20 protein-coding genes are annotated in these 18,638 nt (G+C 66.6%); 8 read left to right on the top strand and 12 right to left on the bottom strand.

Going from position 1 to position 18,638, the window contains the following annotated elements; translation table 11 throughout:
• Window positions 1-106 precede the first annotated feature (106 nt).
• The 4 genes from AC1RBA_RS15370 (at window position 107) to AC1RBA_RS15355 (ending at window position 2,512) form a co-directional block, all read left to right on the top strand.
• Window positions 107-778, top strand: coding sequence for a thiol:disulfide interchange protein DsbA/DsbL (locus AC1RBA_RS15370; protein ID WP_070219418.1), 672 nt, complete (start codon window positions 107-109; stop codon window positions 776-778).
• 14 nt (window positions 779-792) lie between these two features.
• Entirely contained in the window at window positions 793-1,017 is a 225-nt protein-coding gene (locus tag AC1RBA_RS15365; protein ID WP_492418934.1) for a hypothetical protein, read from the top strand.
• 81 nt (window positions 1,018-1,098) lie between these two features.
• A complete protein-coding gene (locus AC1RBA_RS15360; RefSeq protein ID WP_492418932.1) occupies window positions 1,099-1,845 on the top strand; it encodes an SDR family oxidoreductase in 747 nt (248 codons plus the stop codon).
• A gap of 136 nt (window positions 1,846-1,981) precedes the next feature.
• Window positions 1,982-2,512 (top strand): ester cyclase, encoded by a 531-nt coding sequence (locus tag AC1RBA_RS15355; protein ID WP_492418931.1) that lies wholly within the window; start codon window positions 1,982-1,984, stop codon window positions 2,510-2,512.
• Window positions 2,513-2,521: 9 nt separating this feature from the next.
• Here the strand turns inward: AC1RBA_RS15355 and AC1RBA_RS15350 are convergent, their stop codons facing one another.
• The 7 genes from AC1RBA_RS15350 to AC1RBA_RS15320 all read right to left on the bottom strand — a co-directional run bounded on the left by AC1RBA_RS15350 (window position 2,522) and on the right by AC1RBA_RS15320 (window position 9,152).
• Entirely contained in the window at window positions 2,522-3,433 is a 912-nt protein-coding gene (locus tag AC1RBA_RS15350; RefSeq protein ID WP_254679499.1) for a LysR family transcriptional regulator, read from the bottom strand.
• Window positions 3,430-4,326 (bottom strand): efflux RND transporter periplasmic adaptor subunit, encoded by an 897-nt coding sequence (locus AC1RBA_RS15345; RefSeq protein WP_070289576.1) that lies wholly within the window; start codon window positions 4,324-4,326, stop codon window positions 3,430-3,432. The genes AC1RBA_RS15350 and AC1RBA_RS15345 overlap by 4 nt, the downstream gene beginning before the upstream one ends.
• 38 nt (window positions 4,327-4,364) lie before the next feature.
• Window positions 4,365-4,565, bottom strand: a complete 201-nt coding sequence (locus AC1RBA_RS15340) for a DUF1656 domain-containing protein (RefSeq protein ID WP_070224633.1) — start codon at window positions 4,563-4,565, stop codon at window positions 4,365-4,367.
• Complete coding sequence (locus AC1RBA_RS15335) at window positions 4,555-6,699, bottom strand: FUSC family protein (RefSeq protein WP_070289577.1); 2,145 nt, start codon at window positions 6,697-6,699, stop codon at window positions 4,555-4,557. Before AC1RBA_RS15335 ends, AC1RBA_RS15340 begins: the two co-directional genes overlap by 11 nt.
• A gap of 10 nt (window positions 6,700-6,709) precedes the next feature.
• On the bottom strand, window positions 6,710-7,216 hold the full coding sequence (locus AC1RBA_RS15330; protein ID WP_070224646.1) for a MarR family winged helix-turn-helix transcriptional regulator: 507 nt from the start codon (window positions 7,214-7,216) through the stop codon (window positions 6,710-6,712).
• Between the two features lie 73 nt (window positions 7,217-7,289).
• Window positions 7,290-8,702: an efflux transporter outer membrane subunit gene (locus AC1RBA_RS15325; protein ID WP_070224632.1), complete on the bottom strand. Its 1,413-nt coding sequence runs from the start codon at window positions 8,700-8,702 to the stop codon at window positions 7,290-7,292.
• 132 nt (window positions 8,703-8,834) lie between these two features.
• Window positions 8,835-9,152, bottom strand: a complete 318-nt coding sequence (locus AC1RBA_RS15320) for a DUF4148 domain-containing protein (RefSeq protein ID WP_492418928.1) — start codon at window positions 9,150-9,152, stop codon at window positions 8,835-8,837.
• Between the two features lie 286 nt (window positions 9,153-9,438).
• Between AC1RBA_RS15320 and AC1RBA_RS15315 the strand changes: the two genes are divergently transcribed.
• From AC1RBA_RS15315 to AC1RBA_RS15305, 3 genes are all read left to right on the top strand, one after another.
• A complete protein-coding gene (locus AC1RBA_RS15315) occupies window positions 9,439-9,768 on the top strand; it encodes a hypothetical protein (RefSeq protein ID WP_409026984.1) in 330 nt (109 codons plus the stop codon).
• A gap of 115 nt (window positions 9,769-9,883) precedes the next feature.
• Entirely contained in the window at window positions 9,884-10,201 is a 318-nt protein-coding gene (locus AC1RBA_RS15310; protein ID WP_070224630.1) for a hypothetical protein, read from the top strand.
• Between the two features lie 87 nt (window positions 10,202-10,288).
• Window positions 10,289-10,765 carry a DUF2244 domain-containing protein gene (locus AC1RBA_RS15305; RefSeq protein WP_409026982.1) on the top strand — a complete coding sequence of 159 codons (477 nt, stop codon included), beginning with the start codon at window positions 10,289-10,291 and terminating at the stop codon, window positions 10,763-10,765.
• Here the strand turns inward: AC1RBA_RS15305 and AC1RBA_RS15300 are convergent.
• Both AC1RBA_RS15300 and mgrA read right to left on the bottom strand, forming a co-directional pair.
• Window positions 10,750-11,235, bottom strand: coding sequence for a hypothetical protein (locus AC1RBA_RS15300; protein ID WP_492418926.1), 486 nt, complete (start codon window positions 11,233-11,235; stop codon window positions 10,750-10,752). The two genes, AC1RBA_RS15305 and AC1RBA_RS15300, sit on opposite strands and share 16 nt — an antisense overlap.
• Window positions 11,236-11,310: 75 nt before the next feature.
• Window positions 11,311-12,351 carry an L-glyceraldehyde 3-phosphate reductase gene (mgrA, locus tag AC1RBA_RS15295; protein WP_070224627.1) on the bottom strand — a complete coding sequence of 347 codons (1,041 nt, stop codon included), beginning with the start codon at window positions 12,349-12,351 and terminating at the stop codon, window positions 11,311-11,313.
• 120 nt (window positions 12,352-12,471) lie between these two features.
• On the opposite strand from mgrA, the gene AC1RBA_RS15290 reads away from it, so the two are divergent.
• Window positions 12,472-14,070: a CYTH and CHAD domain-containing protein gene (locus AC1RBA_RS15290; protein ID WP_492418924.1), complete on the top strand. Its 1,599-nt coding sequence runs from the start codon at window positions 12,472-12,474 to the stop codon at window positions 14,068-14,070.
• 34 nt (window positions 14,071-14,104) lie between these two features.
• On the opposite strand, the gene kdoO is transcribed toward AC1RBA_RS15290, so the two are convergent.
• The 3 genes from kdoO to AC1RBA_RS15275 form a co-directional block, all read right to left on the bottom strand.
• Window positions 14,105-14,980, bottom strand: coding sequence for a Kdo hydroxylase KdoO (gene kdoO / locus AC1RBA_RS15285; protein ID WP_492418923.1), 876 nt, complete (start codon window positions 14,978-14,980; stop codon window positions 14,105-14,107).
• 78 nt (window positions 14,981-15,058) lie between these two features.
• Window positions 15,059-15,418 (bottom strand): lysozyme inhibitor LprI family protein, encoded by a 360-nt coding sequence (locus AC1RBA_RS15280; RefSeq protein WP_230503927.1) that lies wholly within the window; start codon window positions 15,416-15,418, stop codon window positions 15,059-15,061.
• Window positions 15,419-15,555: 137 nt separating this feature from the next.
• Window positions 15,556-18,522: a sensor histidine kinase gene (locus AC1RBA_RS15275; RefSeq protein ID WP_492418920.1), complete on the bottom strand. Its 2,967-nt coding sequence runs from the start codon at window positions 18,520-18,522 to the stop codon at window positions 15,556-15,558.
• Between the last annotated feature and the right edge of the window lie 116 nt (window positions 18,523-18,638).

Raw genomic sequence — 18,638 nt, 5'->3', positions numbered from 1 at the left:
GCAAACGGAGCGCGCAAAAGCGCCTTTTTTCCGCCCGGGCTTCATCGCCCGGCGCAAAAAGTGGTAATCTCGCCCCGTTCACGACCACTTATGATGAAGGATTATTATGCGTTTTCTGCGTTTCTTGCGTCCCCTGCTTGCCGCCGTCACCCTGGTGGCGGCCACCGGCGGCGCCATGGCGGCCGATACCGGCTTTACCACGCTCCCGACGCCAGTGCGCACGGACACGGGCAAGAAGGTGGAAGTGGTCGAGTACTTCATGTACTCGTGCCCGCATTGCTACGCGCTCGATCCGCTGATGCACGACTGGGTCAAGAAGCAGGGCGACAAGATCGCCTTCCGCCGCATCCACCTGGCCTTCTCCGGCCCGAAGGATCCGCAGGCGCACGCCTATGCCACCCTGGAAGCGATGGGCCAGCTGGACCAGTTCCACGACAAGATCTTCCGCGCCATCCACGTCGAGCGCAACCGCCTGAACCGCGATGACGCCATCCTCGACCTGCTGGTGAAGAACGGCATCGACAAGGCGAAATACCTGGACATGTTCAATTCGTTCGGCGTGCAGACCAAGCTGAAACGCAACGAGCAGCTGATCGCGGCCAGCAAGATCGACAGCGCGCCGACCATCGTCATCGACGGCCGTTTCGTGACGTCGCCGGCGCAGTTGTCGCGTCCGGGCCAGTCCGAGCCGCAGACCCAGGCGGCGACCTTGCGCGTGATGGATGAACTGGTGGCGCGCGTCCTGAAAGAGCGCGCTCCCGCGCCAGCGAAGAAGTAACACTGGAGAACACCATGAAACAGCTGCCCTGGACCCTGTGCGTGCTGGCCCTCGCCCTCGTGGCGTGGTTGTCGATTGCCATCGTCAACGTGGAAAACCAGCGCAATGCGCTGGCCAGCAAGGCTTGCGTGGACCCCGCGTTCAAGAACGAGGTCGATGCGAAATGCCTGGCGTCCGTGCAGACGCGCGATCACTGGTGGCAGCACCTGACTTACGCCATGACGCATTTCCGAAATTGAATGCGCCTGCCAGAAAAACCCGCCTTGCGCGGGTTTTTTTTCGTCCGCGTATGATGATGTGACAACCACCAAGGAGGGACAATGAAGGAAGTGATCCTGATTACGGGCAGCAGCCGCGGCATCGGTGCGGCGACGGCGCTGCTGGCGGCGCGCCAGGGCTATGCCGTCTGCGTCAACTATGTGCGCGATGCGCAGGCGGCCGGGGAACTGTGCGCGCGCATCGTGGCGGAGGGCGGCGAGGCCATCGCCGTGCAGGCCGACGTCAGCGAGGAAGCGGACGTGGCGCGCCTGTTCGATGAAGTCGATGCGCGCCTGGGCACGCTCACGGCGCTGGTCAACAATGTGGGCGTGCTGGAGCAGAAATGCCGGCTGATCGACATGTCCGCCCAGCGCCTCGAACGCGTGCTGCGCACCAACGTGATCAGTTACTTTTTGTGCTGCCAGCAGGCCGTGCGGCGCATGTCGACGGCGAGCGGCGGGCAGGGCGGACGCATCGTGAATGTCTCGTCGGTGGCGGCGCGCATCGGTTCTCCGGACGAATACATCGATTACGCTGCCTCGAAAGGCGCCGTCGATACCCTGACCCTGGGCTTGGCGAAGGAAGTGGCGGCCGAAGGCATCCGCGTCAACGGCGTGCGGCCCGGCATCATCTACACGGACATCCACGCCTCGGGCGGCGAACCGGGCAGGGTGGCGCGCCTGGCATCGTGCGTGCCCATGCAGCGCGGCGGCCAGCCGGAAGAAATCGCCGACGCCATCCTGTACCTGCTGGGGCCAGGGGCGACGTATGTGACGGGCAGCATCCTCGACGTGGCGGGCGGGCGCTGATTTTCAACGCATTTTCAACTTATTTTCAACTCTTGCAAGCAATTGCTTCAAGTGCGGGGCCAATTATCAAGCAGGACAAGCGAGTCCAGAATGGCGGTGTGCCATATGCACGCCGATCAACTCATTTGGAACCACCATGTCCACTTTTGCTCCCGCCATCCTGGCCCTGTCCCTGCTGGCCGCCGCGCCAGCCCATTCCGCCATCAATCTGCCCATGCCCGCCCATTTGTCCGGCGCGCAAGCCGACGCCGCGGTGGCGCTGGCCGCGCGCCGCTATGCCGCGTTCTGGGAAAGCGGCGACCCGGCCGTGGCGCGCCTGGCGCTGGCCGATGATTTTACGGACCGCACCTTGCCTGCCGGCCGCCCGCAGGGATTGGCCGGCCCGCTGCAGGCGTCGCAGGTGTTCCACGCGGCCGTGCCGGACTTGAAGGTGGCCATCGAGGAGATGCTGGTGGCGGGCGACCGGGTGACTTTGCGCCTGCATTTCACGGGCCGCTTCACGGGTGTCTTCCCTACGCCGCAGGGACCCTTGCAGGGGCAGGGCCAGGCCATCGATTTCCATGCGTTTGATCTGTACCGTGTCAATGCGCAAGGGCGCATCAGCGATAACTGGCACCTGGAAGACAACCTGACCTTGCTGCGCCAGCTGGGCGTGCTGCCGCAGTAAGGGCGGCCGTCAGGCTTGCAGCGCGGCGAATTGCTGCACGAGGAAGTCGGCCAGCAGGGCGACGCGCGGCGGCTGGAAGCGGCTGCGCCGGTACAGCAGGTTCAGGGGGACGCTGTCGGCAAAATAATCGTCGAGCACCGTCTGCAAGCGCCCCGCGCGCAGGTCGTCGCCGATGTCGAGCAGCGATTTGTAGGCGTAGCCATGGCCGGCCACGGCCCAGCGGCGGATGATTTCGCCGTCGTTGCTGTGCCAGTCCCCCGGCAGGCGCAGGCTGTGGCGCTTGCCGTTTTCGCGATAGCGCCATTCCTGCGGCGCGCCGTCGCCGGCCGTGAGCACGAGCGTGGGCAGCTGTGCCAGGTCGCGCGGCGCGGCCGGCACGCCCACCTTGGCGGCCAGCGCGGGCGCCACGCACACGACGCGCCGTCCCCGGTGCAGCAGGCGCGCCACCATGTCGCTGTCGGGCAGCTCGCCGTAGCGGATGGCCAGGTCGATATCGTCCTGCACCAGATTGGCCGTCATGTCCGTCAGGGTCAGCGCATGGCGCAGCTGCGGGTGCAGCGCGGCAAAGCGGTCGAGCATGGGCAGCAGCAGCTGGCGGCCGATGTCGGACGGCGCCGAGATGCGTACCACGCCGCGGACGGCGCCGCCGCCCGCGTGCAAGCCGTCTTCGGCCTGCGCCAGCAAGTCCAGCGCCTGTTCGCTGTACTGGCGGTAGTGCAAACCTTCTGCCGTCAGGCGCAGCTGACGCGTGGTGCGCTCGAACAGGGTGGCGCCCAGCGCCGTTTCCAGGCGCGCGATGGCGGCGCTGGCGGCGGCCGGCGACAGGCCGTGCTTGCGGCCGGCCGCGGAAAAGCTGCCCAGCACCGCAGCGTCGAGGAACAGGGCGATTTCCGCCAGGCGTCCGGCGCCGCCGCGCATCATGCCGGGTGCGCCGCCGCTGGTTTCGGCGCCGGTGCCGAATGGGGCGTGATCACCACGGTGCAGGTGGTGCCGGCTACCAGGACCTGATTCCTGTCTTGTTCATCTATGTGGATGCGCACGGGCACGCGCTGCGCCAGGCGCACCCAGTTGAAGGTGGGATTGACGTCGGCCAGCAGTTCGCGGCCCGTGGCGGCGTCGCGGTCGGTGATGCCGCGCGCGATGCTCTCGATGTGGCCGTGCAGGGTGCCGCCGCTCATCAAATTCATTTCCGCCTTGTCGTCCTGCGCCAGCATGCCCAGCTTGGTCTCTTCGAAGTAGCCGACGACGTAGTACGAGGCGCTGTCGATGACGGCCAGCTTGGGCGCGCCGACGGCGGCGAAATCGCCCTTGTGCACGTTCAGGTTCGTCACGTAGCCGCTGACGGGGGCGCGCACGGTGGTGCGTTCCAGGTTCAGTTGCGCCAGCGCGCGCGCGGCCACGGCGGCCTGCACTTGCGACGAGGCCGAGCTGGCGGCGTAGGCCGCGCTTTCGCGGCTTTCCGTCGAGATGATGCTGGCGTCGAGGCCTGCGCGGCGCTGCGCTTCCTTGCCGCGGCGGCCCATTTCCGTTTTTTGCGCGGCCAGCACGGCGTCGGCCTGGGCCAGTGCGCTCGCATAGCGTTCCTTGTCGACGACGAACAGCACGTCGCCTTTTTGCACCACCTGGTTGTCGCGCACCAGCACGTCCGTGACGGTGCCGGCCACGTCGGCGCTGATGTTGACGATGTCGGCCTTGATGCGGCCGTCGCGCGTCCACGGCGACTCCATGTAGCGGTCCCAGACGGTCTTGCCTATCCACAGGGCTGCTGCCAAGAGCAGCAGGGTGATTGCATAGCGTGTCAGTTTGCTTACCATGTCGGCAGCCTTTCCTTGATTGGGTTGAACAGTTTTTTTTATTTGTAAAGCGATAGAGCCAGCGCGCCGAAGATGGCGATGAAGATGCACAGCCGCGCCAGCGACGGGTGCCATACCATGCGGTACACGCCCAGCCAGCCCAGCACGCGGTCGAGCAGGGTTTGCAGGCCGATGCTGAGGATGAACAGGGGCAGCAGGGTAGGAATCAGAATTCCGAACAGGGCGAATTCACGCGGCATGGTGGTCTCCGGCGCCAGGCGCCATGTGGTCGAGTAATGAGGTGTAGATCGAATGCAGGTCGGCCAAGGCCGTCTGCAACCGTGCGCTGCGTTCGGCTGTCGCTTCCGCTTCCGCTTGCGCCGCGCGCACCACGGCGCCCGCCTGCAGGGTGGCCGCCAGCGCCGCCTGCAGTTGCGCATCGCCGCGCGTGCGCAGCCAGGCGGCGATGCCGTCCACGCACTGCTGCAGCGCATGGCGCGTGGCGCCCGGGCGGGCGGTCGCGATCAGTTCGCGCAATTCGATCACGGAATGGCCGATCTCCAGCAGGGTCAGGGCCTGGCGCACGACGGCGCGCGTGGCCTCGCCCGGCGCCGGCCCGGCCGCCGCATTGAGCTGGCTGAGCAGGTCGCGCACGCGGTTGTCGAAGCGGTGCTTGACTCGTCGCGCCGGGGCCGTGCACGCCTGCAGCGCTTCGCGCCACAGGGCCGGGCCGATGTGGTCCTTGTGCCCCATCGTATGTTCGGGCAGCAGCACGGCAAACACGAGGGCGGCCAGCATCAGGCCGACGATCAGCGCCATGCCCGTGTTCAAAAAGGCCGCGCCGTCGACGTGCATCAGATTCGTCGGCGCCATCTGCGTGATGAAGGTCGACACGCCCAGGCCCACGCCCAGCTTGGCGGGATTCGTCATCAGGTACAGGCCGACGGCGAGGAAGGGCGCAAAGCTGAGTACCAGCATGGGGAAGCCGTCGCCGTGCACCAGCACGAAGTACACGCAGACGAGCGACAGGGGCATGGCGATCAAAAAACCCGTCAGCACTTGCCGGATCATCAGGATGGGGCGCGGCGAGGACGAGGCCAGCGCGCAGAACACGGCCGCCATCAGCATCGCCGTGCTGGCGTAGGGCCAGGCGAGGAAGTAGGCGCCCAGCGCCAGCAGGGCCAGGCTGATGCCGGCGCGCGCGCCGCTGGCGAGCACCAGCGCGGGCGGCGTCTTCGGCGCATATGCCTGCGGCGTGCTCACGTCGAGCGGCGTGTCGTGCACGAGGCTGAAATACACTTCGTGAAAGCGGCTCATGTCGCGCGCGAAGCGCTCGAGCAGCTCGCAGACGGTGTCGAAATCGATGCGCTGCGCATGCGCGATGGCCGCGCCGTCGATGTCCGCGCGCGCCTGCGCCAGCGCCGTCTGCAGATGCCGCTGCATGGTGTCGAGCGAGTCTTGCGAAGGCGTCGTCTGCAGCGCCTCGGCGACGATGGCGTACAGGGGTGCGCAGACCTGCATGACCTGGGTTTCGCCATCGCGCTGCAGGCGGTCGAACAGACGGTGGAAGGTATAGAAGGTGGTCAGCGCCGTCATGAAGGTGGCGTTGAAGGCGTGCAGCTTGCGGTTTTGCGCGCGCACGTGGCTCACTTTGCTGGTGACTTCGAACAGCGCAGCCGAGCGCCCCAGTTCCAGCGCCGCCACGTCGGCGGCAAACTGCAGATGCGTCAGTTCCACCTGGGCCGGCGTGAGCTTTTGCTGCAGCACGTCATGGCAGAAGGCGAGGAATTTGCCGTAGCGCGCCTGCACCGTGCGCATCACCTGCGTGCCCTGGTGGCGCGGCAGCAGCACGCTGGAGACGGCGGCCGAGCAGATGATGCCCAGGCCCACTTCAGCCACGCGCGTGACGGCCAGCGAGAACACCTGCATCGGCTGTTCGATGGCGGGCAGCACGATCATGCAGGCCGTGTAGCCGGCCAGCACGTACACGTAGGACTGGGCGTTGCGGTGCAGGGCCGAGCCGCTCGTGCACAGGCCCACCCACAGGGCCAGGCCGGCGAACAGCAGCACGGGCTGCTGCGGGAACAGGCCGATCAGGGTCAGCGCTGCCGTGCAGCCGAGCAGAGTGCCGCACAGGCGGTAAAAGCTTTTTTCCAGCACCATGCCGCTGCTGGGCAGGGCCAGGATGATGGTGGTGGTCATCGCCGTGCTCGGCGAATCGAGGCCCAGGCGGTAGGCCAGCCACAGCGCGCAGAACGCGGCGATGAGAGTCTTGCCGACGTAGATCCAGCGTTCGCCTTCCGTCGCGCGCCAGTCCTGCAGCGCCATCGCCAGCCAGTGGGCCGCCCGGTTCAGGGGGCCATATGTGGGTTTTGTTGCTGTGGCTGGCGTCATCGATAGGCTATCAGTTCTGGTTGTTGAGATTGTTCAGGTTGCGCAGCTGGCGCATGTACAGCTTGTCGAGCACTTGCAGCTCTTCTTCCGTGAACCCGTCGTACAGGGCCGAGGTTTCCTGGTACACGTCGGGCAGCGCCGTTTCGATCAGCGCGCGGCCCTTGTCGGTCAGCGAGATCATCACGGAGCGGCGGTCGCCGGGGCGCGTGCCGCGGTGGATCAGGCCGCGCGTTTCCAGGTCGTTGCACACGCGCGTCAGGTTGGCCGGCTTTTCATGGCACGCCATGCCCAGGGTGCAGGCGTTCGAGGTTTCGTCGTCCGTGCCGTACAGCACGGCCAGCACCATGTAGCTGGCATCGACCAGGTCGTGCTTTTTCAGTGCGGCATTGGTCAGGTCCTTCATGCCTTTTTGGATGTGGTACGTCATGCGCAGCAGGCGCATCAGTTCCATGGGGAAGCCTGGCATGCGCGTGCGGATGTTTTGCAGCCGCTTGGAGGTGGCGTCAAAAGCGGTCATGTCATATTCCTTCATGTGTGAATAAAGTTCCGATTGTATCTTGTTGGGCTAGGGCAATGCCAGGATTGCAAGCTTAGATGCCGCCTCCTAATGCATTCATCAAGGAAACGTACAGATCGAGCTCGCGCGCCCCATTTTGCGCCTGCTGCTGTTCTTCCGCCAGCAGCGCCACTTGCGTGTTGAGCATGGCGATGGCGTCGCTCATGCCCGCCTTGTAGGCTTTTTCCGCCAGGTCGCGCGCGCGCTGCGCCGTGGCCAGCGCCTGCACGGTCAGCTGATGCTGTTTGGCCAGCGACTGTGCGCGGGTGACGGCGTTGGCCACATCCGACATGGCATTGATGACGGTGGCGTTGTACTGCTCCACGGCACCGTCGTACACGGCCGTCTGGCTGCCCAGCTGGGCGCGCAGGCGGGCGCCGGCAAAGATGGGCAGGCTCAGCGCGGGAGAGGCGCCGCGGACCTCTGAGTTGGCGTCGAGAAAGTGGCTGAAACCGAAGGCCTGGAAGCCGGCGAACGCCACCAGGTTGACGTTAGGGTAAAACTCGGCCTTGGCCGCGTCGATGCGCTGCGCCGCCGCTTCCACTCGCCAGCGCTGGGCGGCGATGTCGGGACGTCGGCCGATCAGGTCGGCGGGCAGGGCGGCGGGAATGGCCAGCGGCTGGTCCAGGCGCAGCACGGGGCGCGTGAGCGCCGCGCCGGCCGCCGGCCCCTTGCCCGCCAGGGCCGCCAGCTGGTTGCGCAGCAGGGCCAGCGACTCGGCCGACTGCTCCAGCTGGCGCCGGCCGGCCGGCAAGGTGGTTTCGATTTGCGCCACGTCAATGTCCGTGCCGATGCCGGCCGCCTTGCGCTGGCGCGTGATGTCGAGGATGCGGGCGCGCTGCGCCAGGCTGCGCTCGATCACGTCCTGCAGCTGGAATTCGTATGACAGCTGGATGTAGGTGCGCACCAGCGCCGTTTCCAGGGCCAGGCGGGCCATCTGCGATTCGGCCGACGCCATCTGCACGTCGCCCAGGGCGGCGGACAGGGCGGCGCGGTTGCGGCCCCACAGGTCCAGGTCGTACGAGGCCGTGACGGTGGCCTGGTTGCGCCACGCGTAGTTGCCGGCCAGCGGCGCCGGCGTGCTGCCGTGCTGCGAATACAGTTCGCGGTTGATGGAGACGTTCGCGTCCGCCTGCGGGCGGGTCTTGTCCTCGGCCGCGCCGGCCAGCGCCTCGGCCTGGCGCACGCGCGCCTGGGCGCCGCGCAGGGTGGGGCTGTCGGCCAACGCCTGGTCCATCAAACGGTTCAATTGCGGGTCGTGCAAGTCTTGCCACCATTGCGTGCGCGGCCATTGTATGGCGGCGCTGGCGGCCGCATCCATGGCCTGGCTCGCCTGCAGCTTGTTGGCGTCGAGCATGGCCGATTGCGGCGCGATATGGCCCATGTCGGCGCAAGCGCTCAAGGCAAGGATCAGGCTGGCGGCAAGCAAACGGCGGTGCAGGGACATGCAGGGACTCCGGGAGAGGTAGTGTTGGGGGTGCTGCTGGGGTATCACAGCTCGCCGCGGGGAGCTTCGGGAGTGGCCCGAGTGCTGCGCCGCAACTGAGTTGTTACTGACTGAAACCGGCTGACTGGTTTCTTATTGCACGACGTGCTTGGCCGTTTGTGCGACATCAAAGTCCGCTTCCGTTTGCGGGATCAGGCCAGCCTTGCGGGCGGCGTAGAACTCGGCCATGACTTGTTCGCGCGTCACTTTGCTGGCGGCGGTGGCCGGCGTTTTCGGGTAGTCGACTTCGCTGGTGGCGATTTCGCCGGCGTTGCGGGCACGGATGTATTCGGCCGTGACGTCAGCGCGCGTCATTTGCTGGCTGGCAGCGGCAGGCGCGGCGCTCTGGGCAAAAGCCGAAGTGGCGGTGGTGATGGCAAACAATGCTGCGATGAGTGATTTGGCTTGCATGATAAGACTCCAAAATGTGCATGATGGCTGGGTGGATGGGCCGGATCGCCACTTACCGGTCGGTTCGGCGGCATGGCGCTGGTGGGCGCCGTGCCGCCGATGAAGCAGTTTCTGGATGAGAAGATGCTTACTTGGATTAACTATAGCAATGAATAGTACATTTGTGAAGTAAATTCTGAAAATAGTTGTGCGCCGCCGCATTTGCCCCTCGGAAAAGGTCGGGCAGCCGTGCGCCACTGGACTGGCCAGGAGAGTAAGCTGGTTTTTTTGTTAACGGGAGTCAGCCATGAGCAGCAGCACACTCGATCCGGACAATTTGCCCGTCACGCCCGACCGCGTTCTGGGCTCCGGCCATGGCAAGGGCGCGCTCGGTCCCAGCGACAGTTCCGACAGCGGCAGCGACATGCAGGGCGTGCCCGGCCAGGATGGGGAAGAACTCGATAACGACAGCGATGCGGCCGGCACGGGCGAACGGGCCGGCGTGGAGCCGCGCAGTACGGCGCCCGACGGCGGCGATATCGATGTCGATCATGTGGAAAGCCTGGCGCCCGTGCGGCCCGCAGAGGAGGGCGATGGCGAACCCGGCGTTCCCCAGGCGCCAGCGCCGCGCCCCTGATGCCGGCGGCCGGCCGCAAATTGCCGCCGTTCTGGCGCCATCAGCGTAAAATGCTGGCAAGGCGGCGTGCGCGCCGCCATGGCCAGCCGGCCGGCACAGGATAGGATGTCAGAGGATGCAAACGCAGATGTCGGAAGAGAAAGAAAAAGGCTTGATGTCGATGTACCGCGAGACGCGGCCGCGCGAGTTTTTTGGCGAAAAAAGTAACACCAATCACCTGGCCTGGAGTGCGCTGGTGGTCTTGCTGGCGCTGGCGTTCTGGCTGATCGTGGCCCTGGCGGCGGCGGAAAACCAGCGCTATGCCCTGGAAACGAAGGCGTGCCAGGATCGCGTGTTTCCGACGGAAATCGACACGTCTTGCCTGAAACAGGTCAAGTCGCGCGATCACTGGTGGCAGCACGTGGGCCACGCGCTGGTGAGGATGGGCGCCTGACCCGGGCGCACGCTGGCTGAACGATCTGGCGGAACCTGGCGGCGGCGAAGGCCGCCGCGGTGATGGAGCGATAGTGCGGGAGGCGCCATGCCACGCGATCACTCGCGCGAGCAGCCGCAATGGCTGCTCGCGCGCCACAGTGCCTTGACGGCGCGCCAGTTGCTGCGCGCCTATGGCTTGCTATGCCTGTTTTCCCTCGTCATTGCCGCCGCCTTTGCGCTGCGCGGCCTCTGGACCATTCCCGTCTTTTCGTTCGCCGAACTGGGCCTGGTGGCCGCCGCTCTGCTGCACTACCTGCGCCACGCGCGCGACTATGAACACATCGCCCTGCGCGACGGCGAGCTGATCGTCGAACAGGTCAGCGCCGGCCGCTGCCGGCGCCACCACTTTTCGCCATGGCGCACGCGCGTCGAAGTGCCGCAAGGGCCGCACCAATTGATACACATCAACGATATGTGTGATGCTACCCGTCATGTGGCGGTGGGCGTGTTCGCCACGCCCGAGCGGCGCCGGCAAGTGGCGCAGGAGCTGGGCGCGCTGCTGCCGCCCTATTTGGGCCCGTAAAACTGGAAAGTCTGTACTACCAGCAAGGTGGCGGGAAAGCCCGTGATGGTCTTGAACTCCTTGACGCCGGTAATCTTGTAGGCGCCGGCCTGGAACGCTTCGCCTTCCTCCCAGCTGTGATCCTTCATGGCAAACTGCAGCAGGCGCTTGTCGTTATAGCGGTAGCTGAAGATGGTGTAGGCGCCGACGCGGCTGGTGACGACGAAGCGTTCATCCTGCGCGTCGGCGATGAGCAGGATGCCCGGATAGCGCCCGATGCCGGCCTCCTCGTTCTGGATGCGCAGGATCACATCGGTAAAACTGCATTCGGCGTCGCGGATCTTGTCGCGCTTCGTGGCGATCTGCATGACCTCGTCGTAGCTCTTGTTATGCACGATCGACCATTGCGGCGAGTCGCAATAATTGGCCGCGCTGGCAGGGGCCGCACAGGAAAGCAGTAAACAGACGGTGATGGCAGGGATGGCTTGCATGGAACCTTGTCGCGGATGTCGTGGGAGGCGGCAGTCTACCTGCTGGCTGCCGCCGCCACAAGCGCGGGACGATCCTCAGGTGGCCCGCGACGGGCCTTCCCACAGATTGATATGGCCTTCGCGCGCCTGCACGTCGATGGCGGCCAGCTCGTCGGCCGTGAACGACAACTGCTGCAGCGCGGCCACGTTTTCGCGGATTTGCGCGCTGCTGCTCGCGCCGATCAGGGTCGAGGTGACGCGCGGATCGCGCAGCACCCAGGCCAGCGCCATCTGCGCCAGGGTCTGGCCCCGCTGCGCGGCGATCTGATTCAGCGCGCGCACGCGGGCCAGGTTTTCCGCGCTCAAGTGCTGTTGCGTCAGCGAACCGCCGCCGGGGCGGTTGACGCGCGCATCCTGCGGCACGCCGTCCAGGTATTTGTCGCTCAATAAACCCTGCGCCAGCGCCGTGAACGTGATGCAGCCCATGCCCTGTTCTTGCAGCGTGTCGAGCAAGCCGTCTTCCTCGATCCAGCGGTTGAGCATATTGTAGGCAGGCTGGTGGATCAAACACGGCACTTTCCACTCCTTCAGCAGGGCGGCCGCCTCGGCCGTCTTTTGCGGCGAATACGACGACAGGCCCACGTACAGCGCCTTGCCCTGCTGCACGGCGGTCGCCAGCGCGCCCATGGTTTCTTCCAGCGGCGTGTCGGCGTCGTAGCGGTGCGAGTAAAAGATGTCGACGTAGTCGAGGCCCAGGCGTTGCAAGCTCTGGTCCAGGCTGGCCAGCACGTATTTGCGCGAACCGCCGCCCTGGCCGTACGGGCCCGGCCACATGTCCCAGCCCGCCTTGGTGGAAATGATCAGCTCATCGCGGTACGGTAAAAAATCGTCGCGCAGCAGCTTGCCGAAATTGCTTTCCGCGCTGCCATACGGCGGGCCGTAGTTATTGGCCAGGTCGAAATGCGTGATGCCCAGGTCGAAGGCCGTGCGCAGCATGTCGCGCTGCGAAGCCAGATTGTTGCTGTCGCCAAAGTTATGCCACAGTCCCAGGGACAGCAGCGGCAATTTCAGCCCGCTGCGCCCGCATGTGCGGTATGGCATGCTGTCGTAGCGGTTCTCGGCGGCGTGATAGGTCATGGCGTCTCCTTGTAAATGAATCGCCTATTTTGGCGCAAAATCAAGGTGTGCGTGCGTGCGCCTTGCGCGCGGCGGGACGCGCCTTACAATGGGCGTTCAGGAATCTCGCAAGGAGCGGACATGGAAATCGAATTGAAATTGCTGCTGGCGCCACAGGACGCGCCCCGCCTGCGCGCCCACCCGCTGCTGGCGCAGACTGCGCAAGGTGCGCCGCAGGTGCTGCAGATGCACGATATCTATGTCGATACGCCCGATTTGCAGCTGTGCCGCCACCATGCGGGCTTGCGCGTGCGCCAGGTGGACGGGCGCTGGGTGCAAACGCTGAAGGCGGGCGGCACCGTCAACGGCGGCCTGCACAGCCGCCACGAATGGGAAGGCGACGTGCCGGGGCCGCAGCCGGATCTGGCCGCGCTCGACTCGGCCATCGGCCGCAAGCAGCCCATCCGCGCGCTGCTGCGCCGGGACGCCGTGCGCGACGCCTTGCAGCCCGTGTTTACCACGCGCATCGAGCGCACCGTCTGGCAGCTGCGCACGCCGCAGGGCGACCAGATCGAATGCGTGCTGGACCAGGGTGTCATTGAAAGCGGCGCGGATGGTGCCGATGGTGCCGATGGTACCGTATACAGTGTGCCCGTCAGCGAGGTCGAACTGGAATTGAAGCAGGGGCAAGCTTCCAGCCTGTTCGACGTGGCGCTGGCATTGCTGCAGGACGTGCCGCTGCAGCTAGGCCACATGAGCAAGGCGGAACGCGGTTACCGCCTGGCGGCATCGACCCCCTTGCAAGCCGTCAAGGCGCAACCGCTGGCGCTGGACGCGGCCATGTCGGTGGAGCAGGTGTTTGTGGCCATCGCCGGCAATTGCCTGGAACAGGTCAGCGGCAACCAGGATGGGGTGGCGGCGGGCGAGGATGTGGAAAGCGTGCACCAGATGCGCGTGGGACTGCGCCGTTTGCGCTCGGCGCTGGGCATGTTCAAGTCCCTGCTGGCCTTGCCGGACGCCTTGAAGGCCGAACTCGACTGGCTGGGCGGCGCGCTGGGCGAGGCGCGCGACTGGGATGTGTTGGCTGGCAATACCCTGGCGCAGCTCGATGGCGAGGCGCAGGCCGATGCGGCGGCGCTGGCACAGGCGGCGCACGCGCAGGCGCGGCTCAAGCACCAACAAGCCGCCCAGGCCGTCACCTCGGCGCGCTACACGGCCTGCATGCTGGGCTTGCAACGCTGGCTGCAGGCGCGCGCCTGGCGCGACGGCTGTTCCGCGCGCCAATTGCGGCGCCTCGATGCGCGCGTGTCGCCGTTTGCCCGCGCCACCCTGCGCAAGGACCAGCGGCGCCTGATGAAGCGCGGCAAGCGCCTGCTGCATGCCACGCCGCAGCAGCGCCATCAAGTGCGCATCGCGGCCAAGAAGACGCGCTATGCGACGGAATTCTTTGCCTCGCTGTTTGCGGGACGGGCCGTGAAACCGTATGTGGGACGCTTGTCGGCCTTGCAGGATGAACTGGGCTGGCTCAACGATGTGCAGGTGGCCGACCAGCTGCTGCAGCAATTGCCCGAAGTTCAGGCTGGCGAGGCCGACGAGGCTGACCAGTCCGCCCAGGACGGCTTGCGGCTGCACGCGGCCTTCGTGCGCGGCTATCTGGCGGCGCGCGCGCAGGCGGACGGCAGCGATGGCCGCATGCACAAGGCCTGGCGGCGCTTCAAGGCGGCCCGCTTGCCGGCCTGAATCCGCTTTTATCGGGGCGCGAGCCCAGGCCAGACTAGGCCAGCGGCCGCTGCAACTGGCGCTCGAGGATGGCCAGCGGCGATTTGTGGGGGGCGGCCATGGCGCGCACGGGCAGCAGCCAGGTTTGCTCGAGCGCATGCTGTCCCCGCAGGGCCGCGTGCGATACGGCGTCGCTGAAGACGATCCACGTCTGGCCCGGCGCGAATGCGTGGGTGTATTGCTCCACCTGCGCCTGGTAATCGAGATCGGCCTTCATGGCGTCGTGCAGCTGCAGCATGTAGTGATCGTAGGCCGTGCGCCGCGACTTGGTGATGCGCAGCCGGTGCAGCAGCGCCGCCAGCACGGGTTGCGGACGCTTTGCAAGGGGTAAAAAATGCTGCGCCACCTGTTCGAACGGCGCGCCCAGTTTCCACACGCGGGGCGCGCCGCGCGGATCGATGTTGGTGAAGACGCGCAGGATGCGCCGGCCCTGCGTGGGTGAGGAGGGGAAACTGTCGACGTGCAGGCGCGTATCGTCCTTGCGCCAGGACGTCACCCGGCCGGCGATTTCCACGGGGCGAAAGCTGCCCTTGCCTTGCTGCAGATGGGGAACATAGCCGGGCAGCAAGCCGGCCAGCAAGCGCTGCGTGTGCTGCGCATAACGTTGCATCAGCGCGGCCAGCAGGGCCGCATCGCAGGCATCGCCGTGGCCCCGCACGCCGCACGCCGGTTCCCAGCTGATGTTCTTGGCGCTGCTGGCGCTACCCACAGCGCCGTTCAGCAGCACATGCTCTTCCGGTTGCAGGGAAAAGCCCAGGCGGGGCAGCAGCACAACTTGCCCATCTTCGAGTGCCTGCAGCGCCGCCGCCTGCTGCGCGGCGCTGCCGCTGGCGTCCCACCGGTCCAGGGAAATATCGATGAGTTTGCTCATGGCACAAACGGGGAAACATCGGAGCGGCCAGTATGGGCGCTTGCCGCCCGCTCCCGTTTGCGCTGGCGCAGACTTACATCACAGTTTGCTGTTCTGGCAGCCGGCGCTCACGCATTCGCGCACGCGGTCTTGCAGGAATTGCGCGCGTTCGATGGTGGTCTTGGTGGCGCAATCGAGATTCACATAGAAACCCGACGATTCGCGTTTGGAGCAGGCGTCGTTGCGGTTGGCGATCCACGCCAGCTGGCCCGATTTCAGCTTTTGCTTGCCGCCGGCATCGAGCTTGGCGGCGAGTGTCTTGTAGTTGGCGTTGAGTTCCTTGTCCGCTTCCTGGTACACCTTGTTGAGGCAATACAGGCCGTCGAAGTCGTTGCGCGGCGTGTCGCAGGCCGAGTTGGCGAAGGCGGAACCGGAAGCAAACACGAGCAGGGCAAGCATGCATTTTTTCATGGCGGGCTTTCAGAAAGTGGTGGGGCAGGATCGGTGAGCAAGACGGCGCTCTTGCGCATCGTATAACATTTTCTCTCCCGCCCGCGGACGCTTGCGGGCGTGCTCCGTCAGCCCCGCCAGCGCCCTCAGTAGGCCAGGCGGCCCGGCACGCTCACTTCGATCTGCGTGCCGGCGCCGGGCCGGCTGTCGATGCGCAGGCTGGCCCCGATGCCGGCGGCGCGCTCGCGCATGCCGACCAGGCCCCAGTGGCCGGGCCGCTGGCCCGTTTGCGCCACGGCGTCATCGAGACCGCAGCCGTCGTCGCGCACGCGCAGGGTGAATGCCTGCTCCGCATAGTCGAGTTCCAGCACGATGTTTGCCGCCTCGGCATAGCGCGAGGCGTTGAACAGCGCTTCGCGCGCGATGGCATAGACCTCGTCATGCACGCGCGGCTGCAGGCGCCGGCAGCTGCCGCTGACGTGCACGGTGAAGGCGTGCGCGCGGTGCTCGGCCAGGCCCTTGCCGAATTGCTGCAGCGCCAGCCGCAGTTCGTCCGGTTCGGCCGAGGCGCGCAAATCCATGATCTGGTCGCGGCCTTCGATCAGCAGCTGGTCGGCCAGGTTGAGGGTGCCGTCGAGGCGCGCCCGTTCGCGCGTGCCCTTGGGCAGCATGTCCGCATGCGCATGGAACGACAGGATCAGGCCCTGCACGCTTTGCAGCAGGGTGTCGTGCAGCGAGCGGGCGATGCGCGAGCGTTCGGCCAGCCGCTCCTGCAAGCGTTCCTGCAGCCGTTCCTGCATGTTGCGCGTCAGATGGCGGATGCGCAGCACATAGCCGCCGTACAGCAGCAGCGCGGCGCCCAGCGCCAGCAGCACGACGAACCACGGCGTCTGCACGAAGGCGGGCGCGATGACGATGTCGAGCTTGGCTCCCTGCGTGTTCCACACGCCGTCTTCGTTGGCGGCCGTGACGTCGAAGCGGTAGCTGCCCGGTGCCAGGTTGGTGTAGTACGCCTCGCGGCGCCCGACCGCCTCTTGCCAGCCGGCGTCCACGCCCGCCAGCCGGTAGCGCAGGCGCACGCGTTCCGGCATCGACAGGCTCAGCGCCGTGAAGCCGATCTGCAGGGTCTTGCTGCCTTGCGGCAGCTGCAGCGGCTTGCCATCGTCGAGCGCGTAACGCGCGCCATTGGCCAGCAAGCTGTGGATCTGCACGGGCGGCGGCAGGCGATTGCGGCGGATATGCAGCGGGTCGAGCATGGCGATGGTGGCCGAGGTGGAGAACCACAGCTTGCCATCGGGCGCATGGATCAGAGAAGGCACGGGGCGCAGCTGCGAGGCATGGCCCTGCAAGCCGTCGAGCGCGTCGAAGTGTTCCGAGACGACGGCGCTGCCGTCCCGCATCCACGCGGCCAGGCTGGCGGCGCCGATATGGTCGATGCCGTCCGCGCCATGCAGCCACAGGTCGCCGTCCGGCAGGCGCACGATGCCCGACACGCCGCGAAACGCCGCGCCGCGCGCGCCGCGCAAGGTGTGGAAGCGCCCGGCGCGGTACAGGGCCACGCCGTTTTCGCCGCCGGCCCATATCGCGTCGCCATCGCGGTACAGCTGCAGCACGGTGCCCACCTGCAGGCCCTCGGCCGCGCCGAGCCGCCTGACGGCGCCCGCGCGCTGGCCGTCGGCCACCAGGCTGACCGTATTGTCGGCATGGCCCAGCCAGACGGTGCCGGCGCCATCGATCGCCATGGCCGTGGTCAGCACCGCCGGCAGGCCGGACAGGCCGCCGTTCGCGATCCATTTTCCTTCGCTCAGGCGAAACAGGCCGCCGCCGGAAAACGAGGCCCACAGGGCGCCCGAGCGGTCCTGCTGCAGCGCCTGCGGATCGAGTCCTTGCACGGGCGCTGTCACGCGCGTCATCGTGCCGTCGCGTGCGCGATGGTGCAGCTCCTGCTCGTTGCCCAGCCACAGCGTGCCGTCGGGCGCCCAGTGGCTGGCCGCCAGCGCCCCTTTCAAGATCACTTTTTTCATCCCGTCGGCCGTAAAGCTGCGCACGTCGCTCACGTAGTCGCCGATCCACACGTCGCCATCGGGTCCCGGCAGCATGCCAGGGTGGTCGAAGGGCACGGCGACGGGCAAGGTCTGCAGGCGGTTCGGTCGCAGCCGGTCCAGGCCCGTCGAGGTGCCGAACCACAGATTGCCCTCGCGGTCCTGGAACGACGTTTGCGGCAGCGGGCCGCTGATGCCGTTCTGGCGCGTCAGGCGCTGGGCCGGCAGACTGGGGCCGGCAGGGTCGAACTTGCGTTCGATGCCATCGGGTGTCATCAGCCACATGGTGCCGGCGCGGTCGAAGCGGATGCCGTTGCCTCTGGCGTCGGGCCGGATGGGCGCATCGCCGCGCGGCGCGCTGGTGCGCACGCGGTAGTAATTGCTGTGCGTGTCGACGGCCCAGATGGCGCCATCGGGCGCTTCATCCATGCTGGTGAGCATGGTGCGCGGCCAGGCATGGGAAAAGCGCGCCTGGCCCGGCTTGCGGAAAAAGACGCCATGCATGGTGCCCATCCACTGCGTGCCATCGCGCCCGAACAGGATCTGGTACACGCGCTTGTCGGGCAGGCCCACGTTGGCCGCTTGCGCGACGAAGCGGTCCGCGCCGGGCGCCAGGCGCGCCGCGCCATCGCGCGTGCCGACCCAGATGGCGCCGTCGGGCGCTGCCTCGATATGGAACACGGCGCCCGGCGGCAAGCCGTCCGCTTCGCGGTAGGTGCGCGCGCCACCCTGGCGAAAGACGCTGACGCCGCCGAGACGGTAGCCGACCCACACGGCACCGTCCGGCGGCGTGGCCAGGCCCAGCACATTGCTCGATGGCAGGCGGTGCCCGTACACGCTGTCGACGCGGTCGAAGCGCACGCCATCGTAGCGGTACAAGCCGGTGGCCGTGGCGATCCACAGCCAGCCATCCTTGCCCTGGGCGAATTTGAGCACGTCGACGGGCGCGCCTTGCAAGGCACCCCAGGCATTGTGGGTGTAGTCGGACAGCAGGGGGGCGGCCGCGCATGCGTGCAGGTGGCACGCCAGCAGGGGCAACATCAACAGGCGGCGCAGCAGGCGAGCGGACATCGGTGCAGAGGAAGATGGCGGTGGCAGGGCAGTGATTGTAGCGCAGCGCCCTGCTTTTCAGCAGGCGAAAAAAAACCTGCGCGGGATGGCGCAGGCTTTTTTCGCCCTACGTTGAC

Source organism: Janthinobacterium sp. GW823-FHT03B06 (assembly GCF_058796955.1).
Note: the sequence above shows the minus strand (reverse complement) of the source record. Positions and strands in the feature narration are given on the sequence as shown.

Bases quoted from the DNA above. Each gene is read 5' to 3' on its own strand.
- AC1RBA_RS15370 (WP_070219418.1), top strand. From the start codon at position 107: ATGCGTTTTCTGCGTTTCTTGCGTCCCCTGCTTGCCGCCGTCACCCTG.
- AC1RBA_RS15365 (WP_492418934.1), top strand. From the start codon at position 793: ATGAAACAGCTGCCCTGGACCCTGTGCGTGCTGGCCCTCGCCCTCGTG.
- AC1RBA_RS15360 (WP_492418932.1), top strand. From the start codon at position 1,099: ATGAAGGAAGTGATCCTGATTACGGGCAGCAGCCGCGGCATCGGTGCG.
- AC1RBA_RS15355 (WP_492418931.1), top strand. From the start codon at position 1,982: ATGTCCACTTTTGCTCCCGCCATCCTGGCCCTGTCCCTGCTGGCCGCC.
- AC1RBA_RS15350 (WP_254679499.1), bottom strand. From the start codon at position 3,433: ATGATGCGCGGCGGCGCCGGACGCCTGGCGGAAATCGCCCTGTTCCTC.
- AC1RBA_RS15345 (WP_070289576.1), bottom strand. From the start codon at position 4,326: ATGGTAAGCAAACTGACACGCTATGCAATCACCCTGCTGCTCTTGGCA.
- AC1RBA_RS15340 (WP_070224633.1), bottom strand. From the start codon at position 4,565: ATGCCGCGTGAATTCGCCCTGTTCGGAATTCTGATTCCTACCCTGCTG.
- AC1RBA_RS15335 (WP_070289577.1), bottom strand. From the start codon at position 6,699: ATGACGCCAGCCACAGCAACAAAACCCACATATGGCCCCCTGAACCGG.
- AC1RBA_RS15330 (WP_070224646.1), bottom strand. From the start codon at position 7,216: ATGACCGCTTTTGACGCCACCTCCAAGCGGCTGCAAAACATCCGCACG.
- AC1RBA_RS15325 (WP_070224632.1), bottom strand. From the start codon at position 8,702: ATGTCCCTGCACCGCCGTTTGCTTGCCGCCAGCCTGATCCTTGCCTTG.
- AC1RBA_RS15320 (WP_492418928.1), bottom strand. From the start codon at position 9,152: ATGCAAGCCAAATCACTCATCGCAGCATTGTTTGCCATCACCACCGCC.
- AC1RBA_RS15315 (WP_409026984.1), top strand. From the start codon at position 9,439: ATGAGCAGCAGCACACTCGATCCGGACAATTTGCCCGTCACGCCCGAC.
- AC1RBA_RS15310 (WP_070224630.1), top strand. From the start codon at position 9,884: ATGCAAACGCAGATGTCGGAAGAGAAAGAAAAAGGCTTGATGTCGATG.
- AC1RBA_RS15305 (WP_409026982.1), top strand. From the start codon at position 10,289: ATGCCACGCGATCACTCGCGCGAGCAGCCGCAATGGCTGCTCGCGCGC.
- AC1RBA_RS15300 (WP_492418926.1), bottom strand. From the start codon at position 11,235: ATGCAAGCCATCCCTGCCATCACCGTCTGTTTACTGCTTTCCTGTGCG.
- mgrA (WP_070224627.1), bottom strand. From the start codon at position 12,351: ATGACCTATCACGCCGCCGAGAACCGCTACGACAGCATGCCATACCGC.
- AC1RBA_RS15290 (WP_492418924.1), top strand. From the start codon at position 12,472: ATGGAAATCGAATTGAAATTGCTGCTGGCGCCACAGGACGCGCCCCGC.
- kdoO (WP_492418923.1), bottom strand. From the start codon at position 14,980: ATGAGCAAACTCATCGATATTTCCCTGGACCGGTGGGACGCCAGCGGC.
- AC1RBA_RS15280 (WP_230503927.1), bottom strand. From the start codon at position 15,418: ATGCTTGCCCTGCTCGTGTTTGCTTCCGGTTCCGCCTTCGCCAACTCG.
- AC1RBA_RS15275 (WP_492418920.1), bottom strand. From the start codon at position 18,522: ATGTCCGCTCGCCTGCTGCGCCGCCTGTTGATGTTGCCCCTGCTGGCG.